This window comes from Mycolicibacter icosiumassiliensis (genome assembly GCF_900078685.2).
Lineage (GTDB): Bacteria > Actinomycetota > Actinomycetes > Mycobacteriales > Mycobacteriaceae > Mycobacterium > Mycobacterium icosiumassiliensis.
Window position 1 is genome coordinate 723173 of the sequence record NZ_LT546170.1, and the last position, 15960, is coordinate 739132.

Below are 15960 nucleotides of genomic sequence, written 5' to 3' on the forward strand. Positions count from 1 at the left end.
CTCTCTGCGGCGATCAGGTGGCGCCGGCAGCGTGCGCGGCCGCCGACAGCGGTTCGTAGCGGGCGAAGCCGCGGGTGAACGAACCGGCGCCGTGGGTCAACGATCGCAGGTCGACCGCGTACCGGATGAGCTCGGTCTGCGGTACTTCGGCCTTCACGCAGGTGCGGTCGGCCCCGACTTTATCGGTGCCCAACACCCGGGCGCGGCGGGCGGACAGATCGCCCATCACCGCACCGACCAGTTCGTCGGGTATCAGCACGGTGACATCGTCGATCGGCTCGAGCAGTCGCACCGCCGCGTTGGTCGCGGCATCACGTAATGCGGCTGCGCCGGCCATCTGGAAAGCAAAATCTGAGGAGTCGACGCTGTGCGCCTTGCCGTCGATCAGGGTGACCCGGATGTCGACCACCGGATAACCGCCGCCGGCGTCGCCGGTCAGCCCGCGCTCCATCTGGGCACGAATGCCCTTCTCCACGCTGGGGATGAACGAGCGGGGCACGGCGCCGCCGACCACGCGGTCGACGAACTCGAAGCCGGCGCCCTGCATCAGCGGCTCCACTTCGATGTCGCAGATCGCGTACTGGCCGTGTCCGCCGGACTGCTTCACATGACGGCCGTGGCCTTTGGCCTTGGTAGAGAACGTCTCTCGCAGTGCCACGCGCAGGCCGACGGTGTCCACCGATACCGCATAGCGGTGCGCCAGTGCGTCAAGCACGATTCCGGAGTGCGCCTCGCCCATGCACCACAGCACGGTCTGATGGGTCTCCGGGTTCCGCTCGATACGCAGGCTGGGGTCCTCGGCAGCCAGCCGGGCCAGCCCGACCGCCAGCTTGTCCTCGTCGGTCTTGGCGTGCGGAATGACCGCCACGGGCAGTAGCGGATCCGGCATCGACCAGGGTTTGCACACCAGGGGTTCGTCCTTGCCGGACAGGGTGTCTCCGGTCTCGGCGTGGCTGAGTCGGCCGACGGTACAGATATCCCCGGCCATCACTTCGGTGGCCGGGCGCTGCTGTCTGCCGAGCGGAAACGCCAGGGTCCCGATCCGATCGTCTTCGTCGTGGTCGGAGCGACCGGTCCTGTCGCCGAAAAATCCGGCGCAATGACCGCTGACATGGATTCCACTGTCGGGCTTGATGGTTCCGGAGAACACTCGCACCAGGCTGACCCGGCCGAGATACGGGTCCGATGTCGTCCGGACGACTTCGGCCAGCAGTGGCCCGTCCGGATCGCATCTCAGCCCGGTACGCGCCACACCGTCGGGGTTGAACACCTCCGGAAGCAGATGTTCGGGAGGGGCCGGGAATCCGGTGGTGACGACATCGAGCAGTTCGGGAATGCCGCTGCCGCTGACGCTGCATGCCGGGATGACCGGGAAGAACGACCCGCGCGACACCGCCCGCTCCAGATCAGCGGTGAGCAGCGCTGGGTCGATCTGCTCGCCGCCCAGGTAGCGGTCCAGCAGCGACTCGTCCTCGGACTCCTCGATGATGGCCTCGATCAACGCGCCGCGCTGCTGCTCGGTGCCGGGAAAGGAGGCAGCCGCCAGTAGATCGACCAGGCCGCCGTCCGCGGCCGGCGCAGGCAGATACAGCGGCAGCACGGTGTCGCCGAATGCCGCCTGGGCGGCGGCCAGGCGGGCCGGAAAGTCGGCCCGGGCGTGGTCCAGCTTGGTGACGACGACCGCACGCGGCATGGCGACCCGGCTGCACTCCTGCCACAGCGCCGCGGTCGTGTCGTCGACATCCTCGTTGGCCGCGATGACGAACAGCGCCGCGTCAGCGGCCCGCAACCCGGCCCGCAGTTCTCCGACGAAGTCGGCGTAGCCCGGGGTGTCGATCAGGTTGACCTTGACACCGTGGTGCGCCAGCGAGGCGCACGCGACCCCTACCGAACGCTGCTGACGGATCTCCGCCTCGTCGTAGTCGCAGATCGTGCTGCCCTCGGTGATGCAGCCGGCCCGGGACAACACCCCTGCCGTCACGAGCATCGCCTCGACCAGCGTGGTTTTCCCGGAGCCTGGCGGACCGACCAGAACGACATTGCGGATGGCGGCCGGCGTGGCCGCGGTCGGGGCGGCGCCGCCGCCCCGTGAGGTTCCGGTCTTGTCCGCCATGGCAGCCTCCTCGCAGAGTTCAGCCTTCCCTCAACAGGCGCTGAGCACAAGAGTTGCGCCCCGACGGCATTCGCCCTGCTGGCGTATAGCGTTTGCCAGCCGGACTGGCGGTTCCGGTAAGCTAGGCATTCTTGTTTCGCGAGTCCAGCGTCTGCGACGTCCCGGGACGTGCCGGGTCAACGATGCCTGGACCGTGGCTCTGACTGCAGGAGGAATGACGTATGAGCGGAGCGCATCGCCCCGGCCGGTGGCGGCTGCTCAGTGCGATGACGGCAGCGATGGCCACCACGGCGCTGGTAACGGTGCCGGCCCAGGCGTCGCCCAGCCTGCCCGCTTTCCCGCTCGACCCGTCGGCGATGGTTGCCCAGGTCGGCCCGGCAGTGGTCAATATCGACGCCCAGATGAACTACCAGAGCGCGGTCGGGGCCGGAACCGGCATCGTGTTGGACCCCAGCGGCGTGGTGCTGACCAACAACCACGTCGTCGCCGGCGCCACCAGCCTCACGGCGGTCTCGGTCGCCAACGGCCAGACCTATGACGTTGACGTGCTCGGTTTCGACCGCAGCCACGACGTCGCGGTGCTGCAGTTGCGCGGTGCCGACGGCTTGCCGGCTGCCAACATCGGCAACTCGTCGCGAGTCGCCGTCGGTGACCCAGTGGTCTCGATGGGCAATGCCGGCGGCCACGGCGGTACGCCGAGTGCGGTCCCGGGGCGCGTCATCGGCCTGAACCAGACCGTTTCGGCCGCCGACGAGCTGACCGGCAGCACCGAAACGCTGACCAACATGATCAAAGCCGACACCGCTATCCGTCCCGGTGACTCGGGCGGTCCGATGGTGAACGCTGCCGGCCAGGTGATCGGGATGAACACCGCCGCGTCGGACAACTACAAGTTCGCCCAGCCCGGCGGCGAAGGCTACGCGATCCCGATCGACCAGGCGATGGCGATCGCCGGCCAGATCCGGTCCGGTGTCTCGTCGAACACCGTGCACATCGGTGAAACGGCGTTCATGGGTGTCGGCGTGGTGGACAACAACGGCGGCGCGCGAGTCGCCCAGGTACTTGACGGCACCCCGGCCGCCGCGAGTGGTATCGCCCGAGACGACATCATCACCTCGGTCAACGGCCGGCCGGTGAACTCGGCCACCGACCTGACCGACGTGCTCGACCAGTGCCACCCGGGCGACAGCGTCACGCTGACGTGGCGCAGTGCGACCGGCGGCGACCACAGTGCCAACGTGACGTTGGTTCCCGGTCCGGTCGGCTGACGTACTAGGCGCGCGTGCTAGCCAAGCGCTATGGCAGTGAAGCAAGACTGTCGTGGGTTCTTGCTGGGCTGGCCGGTGTGCTGGCTGCCACGGCCTACACCCATTCCGAGGGCTACTTCGTCACCTTCATGACCGGCAACGCCGGGCGTGCGGCGCTGGGCTTGTTCACGGACAGCCAGTGGATGTCGATTTCGGCTGCAGCCCTGCTGGTGTCCTTCATCTCCGGTGTGGTGATCGCTTCGCTGTGCCACCGTCACGTGTGGCGCAGCCGGCCGCACGGCGCCTTGCGGCTGACCGCGGTGTCGCTGCTGGCCGCGACCGTGACCGACTGGATCGAGGGCGGGCCCGCGCTGCCGGTGCCACTGCTGCCGATTCTGCTTGTTGCGTTCGGGGTCGGCGCGCTGAACACCACGTTCGTCCGGGACGGCGAAGTGTCGATTCCGTTGAGCTATGTGACCGGCACGGTGGTGAAGCTGGGCCAAGGCATTGAGCGCCACATCAGCGGCGGAACGATTCACGATTGGTTCTTCAATTTCATGCTGCTGACCGGATACATCTCCGGGGCGGCCGTCGGTGGCGTTATCAGCCTGTTCGTCGGTGGTACCTGGATGCTGGCTACCGCCACGGTGATCTGCGTGCTGGCCACCTGGTACAGCCACCGCTACGTCGACCGTCGCGGGTTGTGGCGCTGACCGCTCGTCCGCTTTAGGCCTACCAACACGTCGGCGGCAGTGCTGGATTGCACTGCCGCCGACGTGTTGGGGGGTCGATCAGGTCGGGTCGATGCCCACGCCCAGCGTGCGCTGGATGTCGGGCTTCATCGCGACCAGCTGCTCGTTCCAGTACGGCCAGTCGTGCGTCCCGTTGGCCGGGAAGTTGAACACGCCGTTGTTGCCGCCGGCCGCGGCGTAGTTCTGCTGGAACTGCTGGTTGGTGCGCAGCGTCAGGCTCTCCAGGAACTTGGCGGGCAGGTTGTTGCCGCCGAGGTCGCTCGGGGTGCCGTTGCCGCAGTAGACCCAGATCCGGGTGCGGTTGGCCACCAGCCGCGGGATCTGCACCATCGCGTCGTTACGCTTCCAGGCCGGGTCGGACGACGGGCCCCACATGCTGTTGGCGTTGTAACCGCCGGCGTCGTTCATCGCCAGCCCGATCAGCGTCGGCCACCAGCCCTCTGACGGGTTCAGGAAGCCCGAAAGCGCTGCTGCGTAAGGGAACTGTTGCGGGTAGTAGGCAGCCAGGATCAGCGCCGAACCGCCCGCCATCGACAAGCCCACCACCGCGTTGCCGTAGGGCGAGACGCTCTTGTTGGCCTGCAGCCAGGTGGGCAGCTCCCGGGTCAGGAAGGTCTCCCACTTGTAGGTGTAGTTCTGGCCGTTGCCCTGCGACGGCTGGTACCAGTCCGAGTAGAAGCTGGACTGCCCGCCGACCGGCATGATCACCGACAACCCGGACTGGTAGTACTCCTCGAACGCCGGGGTGTTGATGTCCCAACCGTTGAAGTCGTCCTGGGCGCGCAGCCCGTCGAGCAGGTACACCGCGTGGGTGCCGCCCGGCTGGAACTGCACCTTGATGTCCCGGCCCATCGCGGCCGAGGGCACCTGTAGGTACTCCACCGGCAGGCCCGGGCGGGAGAATGCGGACGCGTCACCCGCATCACCGACAGCCCCGACGAGGCCGCTCAGCAGCGCGGCCCCCACCGCCGCGACCGTCAGCCGGCGCGGCAGCCGACTCGCCGCGTTACGCAACTTCTCAACGCTCTTCATAGCCTTTGTCCCATCCCAATGTCGTGCGGTCTAGCCCTTCTGAACGGAGTCAAACACGGGCCGCCGCCGTGACCTGTTCGCCGCCACGGGTTTTCATATCGCGGTTCGGCAACGATTGAGATTCAGCGCGGACTCGCCACCGACCGAGTGGGCGTTTGGGTAGGCATATAGTCGACGTAATCATCGACGAAGGGCTGGTCATGCAGGCGAGTGCTCGGGTCTGGGGGACCGCTGGGGCTCCGTTGGCCGGGGTGCGTGTCGTCGAGATCGCCAGCTTCGTCGCCGTCCCGCTCGCTGGAATGACGCTGGCACAACTGGGCTGCGACGTGGTGCGCATCGACCCGATCGGCGGTGCGGCCGACTACCGGCGCTGGCCCGTCACCGAAGACGGCACCTCGATCTACTGGACAGGCCTCAATAAGGGCAAACGCTCGGTGGTCGCCGATCTGCGCGCGCCCGAGGGCCAGCGTGTGGTGCAGCAACTGATCGCCGACAGTGGCGTGTTGCTGACCAATATGGCTGGCCGGCAATGGCTTTCCTACGACACGCTAGTGGCAGAGCGTCCCGACCTGATCCACCTTGAGGTGCTCGGGCGGGCCGACGGCTCCACCGCGGTGGACTACACGATCAACGCTGGTGTCGGCTTTCCGCTGGTCACCGGGCCCAGCGACCACGCCGCACCGATCAACCACGTGCTGCCGGCCTGGGACATCGCCTGCGGGCTGCACGCCGCGCTGGCGGTGTCCGCCGCACTGTACCGCCGCGATCACACCGGCGAGGGCTGCCGGATTCGGCTGGCGCTGGAGGACGTCGCATTGGGTACCGCCAGCGCCCTGGGCTTCCTCACCGAGGCCATGGTGAACGGCGACCGGCGGGAACGCATCGGCAATGCGGTCTACGGGCAGTACGGGCAGAGCTTTGCCAGCGGTGACGGGGCGACGTTCATGGTCGTCACCCTGACCGATCGGCACTTCCGTGATTTGGCCGAGCTGACCGGCTCGACGAAAGTCCTTGCGGCACTGTCTCAAGCGCGCGGCATCGACTTCGGCGACGAAGGACAGCGCTATCGTCACCGCGACCTGCTGACCGGACTGTTCAGCGGCTGGTTTGCCGAGCGGCCCGCGGCGCAGATCGAAGCCGCCTTGACGGAAACGTCGCTGCTCTGGGACCGGTACCGCAGCTTTGCCGAGGTGGTCGCAGACGAGCGTCTATACGACAACCCGATGTTCACGCCGCTGCATCAGCCCCGGGTGGGGGAGTACTTGGCGGCGGGGCTGCCGGCGTCGATCGACGGTGCCCACCCGCCTGCCGTCGCGGCCCCAGCGCTGGGAGCCGACACCGAACAGGTGCTGGCCGCCCGTCTGGGTATGAGCACCGACGAAATCGACCGGCTGCGCCAAAGCGGTTCGGTGGCAACGGATTAGCAAAGGAGCGAAAGCACGTGCGTACTTTTGGATCGATCGACGAACTTGCCGCATGCCAGGGCCAGGTAATCGGGCACAGCGACTGGGTGACCATCACCCAAGACGCCGTCAACCTGTTCGCCGACGCCACAGGTGACCATCAGTGGATTCACGTCGACCCCGAGCGTGCGGCCACCGGGCCCTTCGGCACCACGATCGCTCACGGATACCTGACCCTGGCCATGTTGCCGCAGCTGATGGCGCAGATCAGCCGCCTCGACGGGGTCAAGCTGGCGATCAACTACGGGCTGAACAAGGTGCGCTTCCCGGCGCCAGTACCGGTCGGCTCCAAGATCCGGGCCGAGACCTCCCTGGTCGAGGTCGCCGATGTGGGCGGGGGTGCCCACCAGGTCACGTTCTCGACCACGGTGTCCATCGATGGCAGCGCCAAGCCGGCCTGCGTCGCCGAGAGCGTCGTGCGTTACGTGCTCTGAGCGCGGCCCGGCTTCGCGTCCCGGCCTCGGGGGCGGGACGCGAAGTAATGCGCGACGATCGCCGCGATCTGGAGAAATCGGCGCCGGGTCGCCGGTGCCATCTCGGTCATGACGTCGATCACCCCGCCCGGGCGCAGGTGCGGGTCGAACGGCACCTCCACCACGGCTTGGCCGTGCCGCAGGAACTGCGCGGTCAATGCCGACCGGGTGCGCCGGTCGGCATGGCCGTCGGAGTCGTTGAGCACCACTACGGTGCGCTGCAGCAGCCCGCCCTGGCCGCGGTCGGCCAGCCACTCCATGGTCTTGGCGGCCGCGCCCGCACCGTCTGCCCACGGCGAAGAGACCACGATTAGGGCGTCCAGGTCGCGCAGCGCCTCCTGGGTCACCGGAGAGTCCATCGTCGAACCACAGTCGATGATCGAGATGGTGAAATGGCGGTCCAGGCGCAGCGCGGCCTCCCGGTACAACGCCGCGTCGAGGATCCGGCGACGCCCGGCAGCCGGCTCGCCCACCAGAACGTAGAGTCCCGCCGCGTTGGCGCCCACTCGGCTGCTGATGTCGGCGAACGACTGCATGCCCTGATCGGCGGCCAGATCCCAATAGGAGCTGGTGGCGTGCGGGTCGATGCGGCTGCCGAGCCGGCCGAACGCGGTGTCGGCGTCCACGGCCACCACGTGATCGGCCCGGCGCAATGCGGCGAACACCGACCCGACGCTGGCCGCCACCGTCGTCTTGCCGACCCCGCCCTTACCGAGTACGCCGACCTTGTAGCCGCCGTTGGGCAGGGATCGGATGACCGTTTGGTAGGCCATTTCCTCCCGCTCAGCCGGTGAGGGACCCAGGTTGACCAGCCCCAGCGTCGCGGACAGGACCACGCGCCGCCAGCCCCGGGCCGGCTGCGGCCGCGGCATCGGACCCGGCGGGGGGTAGGGCGGGGGCGGTCGATGCTGCGGAGGCGGCGTCCAGGGCCCCGGCTGTTGTTGCTGCGGCGGCACCCGCGGCCGCAGAAAGTCGTCGTCTGCGTTCATCGGCTCCTCGAGGCATACGGCAGCGATACGGCCAGGTGGCCCAATAACACCGCAGCCTAGTCGTGGAGGTGCCCAGCACCGATCAGCCCAGCCGAGAAGCGTGAGTCGAGCTGGGCCTCGCTCGGGGTCAGCAGTCGTAGTAGAGCGCGAACTCGTAGGGGTGCGGGCGCAGGTTGATCGGGGTGATCTCGTTGTCCCGTTTGTAGGTGATCCAGGTCTGGATCACGTCCGGGGTGAACACCCCACCTTCGGTGAGGTATTCGTGGTCGGCCTCGAGATTGTCTATCACCTCGGCCAGCGTGGTGGGGGCCTGCGAGATCGCGGCCGCCTCGTCGGCGGGAAGGTCATAGAGGTCCTTGTCGACCGGCGCGGCCGGCTCGATCTTGTTCTTGATGCCGTCGATGCCGGCCATCAACATGGCCGAGAACGCCAGGTAGGGGTTGCCGGAGGAGTCCGGGCAGCGGAACTCCAGCCGCTTGGCCTTGGGGTTGGTGCCGGTGATCGGGATCCGAACACAAGCCGAGCGGTTGCGCTGGCTGTAGACCAGGTTGATCGGCGCCTCATAGCCCGGGACCAGCCGCTTGTAGGAGTTGATGGTGGGGTTGGTGAACGCCAGTAGCGACGGCGCGTGGTGCAGGATGCCGCCGATGTAGTGCCGGGCGGTGTCGGAGAGTCCGGCATAGCCGATCTCGTCGTAGAACAGCGGAGCACCGTCCTGCCACAAAGATTGGTGGACGTGCATGCCGGAGCCGTTGTCGCCGAACAGTGGCTTGGGCATGAACGTGACGGTCTTGCCGTTGGCCCAGGCGGTGTTCTTGATGAGGTATTTGAACAACATCAGGTCGTCAGCGGCGTGCAGCAGGGTGTTGAACTTGTAGTTGATCTCGGTTTGCCCGCCGGTGCCGACCTCGTGGTGGCCGCGTTCGACAGTGAATCCGGCATTGGTGAGGTTGGTCGCCATTGCGTCGCGCAGATCGACGTATTGATCAGTCGGCGCGACCGGGAAATAGCCGCCCTTAGGGCGAACCTTGTATCCGAGGTTGGGGCTGCCGTCGGGTTCGGTTGTCCGGCCGGTGTTCCACCAGCCGGAGATCGAATCCACTTTGTGGAAAGAGCCGTTGATCTGTGAGTCGAAGCTCACGGAGTCGAAGATGTAGAACTCGGCTTCGGCGCCGAAGTAGGCGGTGTCGGCAATGCCGGTGCTGGTGAGGTAGCTCTCGGCCTTGCGGGCGATGTTGCGCGGGTCGCGCGAATAAGGCTCGCGGGTGAACGGGTCGTGGACGAAAAAGTTGAGGTTCAGCGTCTTTGCGGCCCGGAACGGATCGATGCGGGCGGTTTCGGAGTCGGGCAGCAGCAGCATGTCCGACTCGTGGATGGACTGGAAACCGCGGATCGACGACCCGTCGAACGCAAGCCCGTCCTCGAATACGCTTTCGTCGAGCGCAGTGGCCGGGATCGAGAAATGCTGCATAACCCCCGGCAGGTCGCAGAATCGAATGTCGACGTACTCAACGGACTCGTCGGCGACGAGCTTGAAAATATCGACGGCCATATTGGTCTCCTTCGCGTGCAGACAGCCAAACGATAGGCAGTACACATTTCCTGGACATCATCCAGTTATTGCGTTGGCGTAACACAAACCTCACGGCAAGCTCGCTGTCCAGCGAACTAGCACGTTTGCTAGGTCGGGGTATATCGTGGCGTTGCCTGTGAAACTTTTCAGGCAGCAGCGCCGTTCAATGTCGCACGGACCAATACCCTTGACCGCCTGTCCGATCGGGCAACGGGCAAGGACGTGCGAAGGGTCAGGTGGCGATGGCACCCAGTCGGGTGGGGCTCTACAACCCCGCGTTCGAACATGACGCGTGTGGGGTGGCCATGGTGGTCGATATCCATGGCCGGCGCAGTCGCGACATCGTCGATAAGTCGATCACGGCACTGCTCAACCTGGAGCACCGCGGCGCTGCCGGAGCCGAACCGAACAGTGGTGACGGCGCAGGGATCCTGATCCAGATTCCGGATGAGTTCCTGCGTGCCGTAACCGATTTCGACCTGCCGCCCGAAGGCAGCTATGCCACCGGGATCGCATTTCTGCCGCAGTCGGCCAAAGAGTCGGCGGCAGCATGTGTCGGCCTGGAGAAGATCGTCGAGGCCGAGGGACTAACGGTGCTCGGCTGGCGCGAGGTGCCGATCGACGACTCGTCGTTGGGCGCGCTGGCTCGTGATGCGATGCCGACCTTCCGGCAGCTGTTCATCGGCGGGGCATCCGGCATGGCTCTGGAGCGCCGCGCCTACGTGGTGCGCAAGCGCGCCGAACACGAGCTGGGCAGCAAGGGGCCTGGCCAGGATGGGCCAGGACGGGAATCCGTCTACTTTCCAAGCCTTTCCAGTCGGACCATGGTGTACAAGGGCATGTTGACCACGCCGCAGCTCAAGGCGTTCTATCCCGACCTGGCCGACGAGCGGATGCAGAGCGCGCTGGGCCTTGTGCATTCTCGGTTCTCCACCAACACGTTTCCGTCGTGGCCGCTGGCCCACCCGTTTCGTCGTATCGCGCACAACGGCGAGATCAACACCGTCACCGGCAACGAGAACTGGATGCGCGCCCGGGAGGCGCTGATCCGAACCGACGTCTTCGGCGACGGACGCTCCAGGAGCGCGAAAAGCACAGCTGACAAGCTGTTTCCGATCTGCACACCGGGCGCCTCCGACACGGCTCGGTTCGACGAGGTGCTCGAGCTGCTGCATCTGGGGGGCCGCAGCCTGCCGCACGCGGTGCTGATGATGATTCCGGAGGCCTGGGAACGGCACGAGAATATGGATGCGCCAACCCGAGCTTTTTATGAGTACCACGACTCGCTCATGGAGCCCTGGGACGGCCCTGCCTCGATGACCTTCACCGACGGCACCGTGGTGGGCGCGGTGCTGGACCGCAACGGTCTGCGTCCCTCGCGCATCTGGGTCACCGAAGACGGGCTGGTGGTGATGGCGTCCGAGGCTGGGGTTCTCGACCTGGACCCGGCCACCGTGGTGCACCGGCAGCGGCTGCAGCCCGGCAAGATGTTCCTGGTGGACACCGCCGCCGGGCGGATCATCTCCGATCGCGAGATCAAGTCGACGCTGGCCGCCGAACGGCCGTACCAGCAGTGGATCGACGAGTGCTTGATCGGAATCAGCGAGCTTCCCCCCGGTGATGCGCCGCGGATGGAGCGTCACCGGGTTCTGTTGCGGCAGCAGATGTTCGGCTACACCTACGAAGAGCTCAATCTGGTGCTCGCGCCCATGGCACGCACCGGCGCTGAGCCGATCGGGTCGATGGGTACCGACACCCCGGTGGCGGTGCTCTCGGCGCGACCCCGGCTGCTGTTCGACTACTTTCAGCAGTTGTTCGCCCAGGTCACCAACCCGCCGTTGGACGCTATCCGCGAAGAGGTGATCACCAGCCTGCAAGGTGCGCTCGGGCCGGAAGGCGACCTGCTCAACACCGACGAACCCACCTGGCGGCAGATCGTGTTGCAGCAGCCGATCCTGAGCAACTCCGACCTGGCAAAGCTGCTGAAGCTCAGCCCGGAGCAGCGGATCGGCTCCCGGGGCCCGCACGGACTGTCCACTGCCGTCATCAGCTGCCTGTATCCGCCCGCGGCAGGCGGTGCCGGGTTGCGGGCAGCGCTCAAGCAGGTGTGCGCACGGGCCTCGGCGGCGATCGCCGAGGGTGCCAGCTTCTTGGTGATCTCCGACCGGGAGTCCGACGAGACGATGGCCCCCATTCCGTCGCTGTTGGCCACGGCCGCGGTGCACCACCATCTGGTTGCCGAGCGAACCCGTACCAAGGTGGGCTTAGTGGTGGAGTCCGGTGACGCCCGCGAGGTGCACCACATGGCGGCGCTGATCGGGTTCGGGGCCGCCGCGGTCAACCCGTACCTGGCGTTTGAGTCCGTCGAGGAGATGCTCGACCGGGGCCTGATCGAAGGCTTGAACCAACCCCAAGACCGTGACAAGGCGTTGTCCAACTACGCCAAGGCCGCCGGCAAGGGCGTGCTGAAAGTCATGTCCAAGATGGGGATCTCGACGCGGGCGTCCTACACCGGAGCGCAGCTGTTCCAGCCGATCGGTATCTCCCAAGACGTTCTCGACGAATGCTTCACCGGCCTGTACTGCCCGATCGGTGGGATCACCCTCGACGACATCGCCACTGATGTCGCAGCCCGCCACGCGCTGGCCTACCTGGATCGCCCGGAAGAGCGGGCATACCGCGAATTGCCGGTGGGCGGGGAATACCAGTGGCGCCGCGAGGGCGAACACCACCTGTTCAACCCCGAGACGGTGTTCAAACTGCAGCACTCCACCCGAACGGGCCAGTACACGGTCTTCAAGGAGTACACCAAACTGGTCGACGACCAGAGCGAGCGTCTGGCCACGCTGCGTGGGCTGTTGCGATTCAAGGCCGGGGAGCGGCCACCGGTGCCCCTGGACGAGGTGGAACCAGCCACCGAGATCGTCAAACGCTTTGCGACCGGCGCGATGAGCTACGGCTCGATCTCCGCGGAGGCACACGAAACCCTCGCGATCGCGATGAATCGGATCGGCGGCCGCTCCAACTGCGGTGAGGGCGGCGAGCATGCCGACCGCTTCCTTCCCGACGCCGACGGGTCCTGGCGGCGCAGTGCCATCAAGCAGGTCGCCTCGGCGCGTTTCGGCGTGACGAGTGAGTACCTGGTCAACTGCACCGACCTGCAGATCAAGATCGCGCAGGGGGCCAAGCCCGGCGAGGGCGGTCAGCTGCCCGGCAACAAGGTGTATCCGTGGATCGCCGAGGTCCGGCATGCCACCCCGGGTGTCGGCCTGATTTCTCCGCCGCCGCACCACGACATCTACTCCATCGAGGACCTCAAGCAGCTGATCCACGACCTGAAGAACGCCAACCCGGAGGCTCGCATCCATGTGAAGCTGGTCGCCGAGAACGGTGTCGGAACAGTGGCAGCGGGAGTGTCCAAGGCACACGCCGACGTGGTGTTGATCTCCGGCCACGACGGGGGCACCGGGGCGGCTCCGTTGACCTCGCTCAAGCACGCCGGAGCGCCGTGGGAGCTCGGGCTGGCCGAAACCCAGCAGACCTTGCTGCTCAACGGACTTCGGGACCGGATTGTGGTGCAGGTGGACGGCCAGCTCAAGACCGGTCGCGACGTGGTGATCGCGGCACTGCTGGGAGCCGAGGAATTCGGCTTCGCCACCGCGCCGTTGGTGGTGTCGGGTTGCATCATGATGCGGGTCTGTCACCTGGATACCTGCCCGGTCGGGGTGGCAACTCAGAACCCGGAGCTGCGTGAACGGTTCAGCGGTCAACCGGAGTTCGTCGAGAACTTCTTCTGGTTCATCGCCGAAGAGGTTCGCGAGTACCTTGCCGCACTCGGATTCCGCACCATCAACGAGGCAGTCGGGCAAGTGAATGCGCTGGACACCACGCTGGCCCGCGCCCACTGGAAGGCCCACAAGCTCGACCTGGCGCCGGTCCTGCACGAACCGGAGTCAGCATTCATGAACCAGGGCCTGTACTGCACCTCCGGTCAGGATCACGGTCTGGATAAAGCGTTGGACCAGCAGCTGATCGCCATGAGCCGCGAGGCTCTCGATGCGGGAATCCCGGTCAAGTTCACCAGCGCGATATCCAACGTCAACCGGACCGTCGGCACCATGCTGGGTTATGAGGTCACCAAAGCCTATGGTGCGCAGGGGTTGCCGGACGGAACCATCGACATCACCTTCACCGGGTCGGCCGGCAACAGCTTCGGGGCATTCCTGCCGCCGGGGATCACCCTGCGGGTCTTTGGCGATGCCAACGACTACGTCGCCAAGGGCCTATCCGGTGGCCGGATCGTGGTCCGCCCGCCGCTGGACGCACCCGACGGCTACGTCGCCGAAGAAAACATCATCGGCGGCAACGTGATCCTGTTCGGCGCCACCTCCGGCGAGGTGTTCCTGCGCGGGGTGGTCGGAGAACGATTCGCGGTCCGCAACTCCGGTGCGGTGGCAGTGGTCGAGGGAGTCGGCGACCACGGCTGTGAGTACATGACCGGGGGCAAAGTGGTGGTGTTGGGCCCGACCGGGCGCAACTTCGCCGCCGGCATGTCCGGGGGGGTGGCCTACGTCTACGACCCGGACCGGCAGCTGGGTGACCGGCTGAACACCGAGATGGTGGACCTGGACACATTCGACGCTTTCGACGCCGACGATGTGGCCTGGCTGCGGGACGTGCTGGCGGCACACGTCGCCGCCACCGACTCGGTGCCGGCCCGCGCGATCCTGGTCGATTGGGCCAACCGCGGAAGGGACTTCGTCAAAGTGATGCCGCGCGACTACCGGCGGGTGCTCGCCGCGGTCGCCGAGGCGAAAGCCAGCGGCACAGATCCGGAGGAGGCAATTATGGCGGCGGCTCATGGCTGACCCGAGAGGATTCATCACCAACACCAAGCGCATCTTGCCGTTGCGCCGCCCGGTCTCGGAGCGGGTGGGCGACTGGAACGAGGTGTATCAGGAGTTCGCCGAGGACACCCTGCGTCAGCAGGCCGGACGCTGCATGGACTGCGGTATTCCGTTCTGCCACAACGGCTGTCCGTTGGGAAATCTCATCCCGGAGTGGAACGATCTGGTGCGTACCGGGCGCTGGCGTGAGGCGTTCGACAGGCTGCATGCCACGAACAACTTCCCGGACTTCACCGGGCGGCTCTGCCCCGCGCCGTGCGAACCGGCCTGTGTGCTGGGCATCAACCAGCCGCCGGTGACCATCAAGCAGGTCGAGTACGAGATCGTCGAGCGCGGCTTCGCCGAGGGCTGGGCGCAACCGATCCCGCCGTCTGTCCGCACCGGGAAGTCGGTCGCGGTGGTGGGATCCGGGCCGGCCGGCCTGGCCGCTGCCCAGCAACTCACCCGGGGTGGCCACGCGGTCACGGTTTTCGAACGCGATGACCGTATCGGTGGGCTGCTGCGTTACGGCATCCCGGAATTCAAGATGGAGAAGCGCATCGTGGACCGGCGCCTGGAGCAGATGGCCGGCGAGGGAACAATATTCAAGACGAGTGTCAACGTCGGGGTGGATCTGACGGTCGAGCAGCTGCGCGAAGACTTCGATGCGGTAGTGTTGGCCGGCGGCGCTACCGCCTGGCGGGACCTGCCGGTCCCGGGCCGGGAGCTCGACGGCATTCATCAGGCGATGGAATACCTGCCGTGGGCGAACCGGGTGCAGGCCGGTGATCTGGCCGAGCCGCCCATCACCGCGCACGGCAAGAAGGTGGTCATCATCGGCGGGGGTGACACCGGCGCCGACTGTCTGGGCACGGTGCACCGCCAGGGCGGGACATGCGTGCACCAGTTCGAGATCATGCCGCGTCCTCCGGAGATCCGTGACCCCTCCACACCGTGGCCGACATACCCGTTGATCATGCGGACCACCTCTGCGCACGAAGAGGGCGGTGACCGGGTGTTCTCGGTCAACACCGAGGCGTTCATCGGCCGCGACGGCCGGGTGACCGGGTTGCGGGCCCACGAGGTGCGCCGCCAGGGCGGTGGCTTCGAGAAGGTGGAAGGCACCGACTTCGAGCTCGAAGCCGATCTGGTGCTGCTGGCGATGGGATTCGTCGGGCCGGAACGTTCGCCGCTGCTGGCCGATCTGGGCATGGAGTTCACCGAACGCGGCAGCGTGGCCCGCGATGCCGACTACGCCACCGCGGTGCCGGGTGTCTACGTTGCCGGGGACATGGGGCGAGGTCAGTCCCTGATCGTCTGGGCCATCGCCGAAGGGCGCGGTGCCGCGGCGAGCGTCGACCGGTACCTGATGGGCCGGACCGCGTTGCCGTCGCCGATCACCGCGACAGCGACACAGCTTCGCTGAGTCGGC

The 15960-nt window shown here is 66.6% G+C and carries 10 protein-coding genes; 6 read left to right on the forward strand and 4 right to left on the reverse strand.

What is annotated here, in order from left to right; translation table 11 throughout:
• Positions 1 to 13 precede the first annotated feature (13 nt).
• Entirely contained in the window at positions 14 to 2113 is a 2100-nt protein-coding gene (locus tag BN4346_RS46040; protein WP_067976934.1) for an elongation factor G-like protein EF-G2, read from the reverse strand.
• A 221-nt stretch (positions 2114 to 2334) separates the two neighbouring features.
• On the opposite strand from BN4346_RS46040, the gene BN4346_RS46045 reads away from it, so the two are divergent.
• Together BN4346_RS46045 and BN4346_RS46050 are read left to right on the forward strand one after the other, a co-directional pair.
• On the forward strand, positions 2335 to 3381 hold the full coding sequence (locus BN4346_RS46045) for a S1C family serine protease (protein ID WP_067976935.1): 1047 nt from the start codon (positions 2335 to 2337) through the stop codon (positions 3379 to 3381).
• A gap of 14 nt (positions 3382 to 3395) precedes the next feature.
• Positions 3396 to 4073 (forward strand): YoaK family protein, encoded by a 678-nt coding sequence (locus tag BN4346_RS46050; RefSeq protein WP_067976936.1) that lies wholly within the window; start codon positions 3396 to 3398, stop codon positions 4071 to 4073.
• A gap of 78 nt (positions 4074 to 4151) precedes the next feature.
• Here the strand turns inward: BN4346_RS46050 and ag85C are convergent, their stop codons facing one another.
• Positions 4152 to 5144, reverse strand: a complete 993-nt coding sequence (gene ag85C, locus BN4346_RS46055; RefSeq protein ID WP_067976937.1) for a diacylglycerol acyltransferase/mycolyltransferase Ag85C — start codon at positions 5142 to 5144, stop codon at positions 4152 to 4154.
• A 200-nt stretch (positions 5145 to 5344) separates the two neighbouring features.
• Here ag85C and BN4346_RS46060 point away from each other — a divergent pair, with 200 nt between their 5' ends.
• Entirely contained in the window at positions 5345 to 6568 is a 1224-nt protein-coding gene (locus BN4346_RS46060; protein ID WP_067976938.1) for a CoA transferase, read from the forward strand.
• Between the two features lie 17 nt (positions 6569 to 6585).
• Positions 6586 to 7041 carry a MaoC family dehydratase gene (locus tag BN4346_RS46065; RefSeq protein ID WP_067976939.1) on the forward strand — a complete coding sequence of 152 codons (456 nt, stop codon included), beginning with the start codon at positions 6586 to 6588 and terminating at the stop codon, positions 7039 to 7041.
• On the opposite strand, the gene BN4346_RS46070 is transcribed toward BN4346_RS46065, so the two are convergent.
• On the reverse strand, positions 7029 to 8096 hold the full coding sequence (locus tag BN4346_RS46070) for a MinD/ParA family ATP-binding protein (protein ID WP_407695167.1): 1068 nt from the start codon (positions 8094 to 8096) through the stop codon (positions 7029 to 7031). The two genes, BN4346_RS46065 and BN4346_RS46070, sit on opposite strands and share 13 nt — an antisense overlap.
• Before the next feature lie 100 nt (positions 8097 to 8196).
• Entirely contained in the window at positions 8197 to 9621 is a 1425-nt protein-coding gene (gene glnA, locus BN4346_RS46075) for a type I glutamate--ammonia ligase (protein WP_067976941.1), read from the reverse strand.
• Positions 9622 to 9884: 263 nt separating this feature from the next.
• Between glnA and gltB the strand changes: the two genes are divergently transcribed.
• Positions 9885 to 14510 (forward strand): glutamate synthase large subunit, encoded by a 4626-nt coding sequence (gene gltB, locus BN4346_RS46080; RefSeq protein ID WP_067976988.1) that lies wholly within the window; start codon positions 9885 to 9887, stop codon positions 14508 to 14510.
• A complete protein-coding gene (locus BN4346_RS46085; RefSeq protein WP_067976942.1) occupies positions 14503 to 15954 on the forward strand; it encodes a glutamate synthase subunit beta in 1452 nt (483 codons plus the stop codon). The genes gltB and BN4346_RS46085 overlap by 8 nt, the downstream gene beginning before the upstream one ends.
• Positions 15955 to 15960 lie beyond the last annotated feature (6 nt).

Coding starts and splice junctions, on each gene's coding strand:
- BN4346_RS46040 (WP_067976934.1), bottom strand. CDS start 2,113: ATGGCGGACAAGACCGGAACCTCACGGGGCGGCGGCGCCGCCCCGACC.
- BN4346_RS46045 (WP_067976935.1), top strand. CDS start 2,335: ATGAGCGGAGCGCATCGCCCCGGCCGGTGGCGGCTGCTCAGTGCGATG.
- ag85C (WP_067976937.1), bottom strand. CDS start 5,144: ATGAAGAGCGTTGAGAAGTTGCGTAACGCGGCGAGTCGGCTGCCGCGC.
- BN4346_RS46060 (WP_067976938.1), top strand. CDS start 5,345: ATGCAGGCGAGTGCTCGGGTCTGGGGGACCGCTGGGGCTCCGTTGGCC.
- glnA (WP_067976941.1), bottom strand. CDS start 9,621: ATGGCCGTCGATATTTTCAAGCTCGTCGCCGACGAGTCCGTTGAGTAC.
- gltB (WP_067976988.1), top strand. CDS start 9,885: ATGGCACCCAGTCGGGTGGGGCTCTACAACCCCGCGTTCGAACATGAC.
- BN4346_RS46085 (WP_067976942.1), top strand. CDS start 14,503: ATGGCTGACCCGAGAGGATTCATCACCAACACCAAGCGCATCTTGCCG.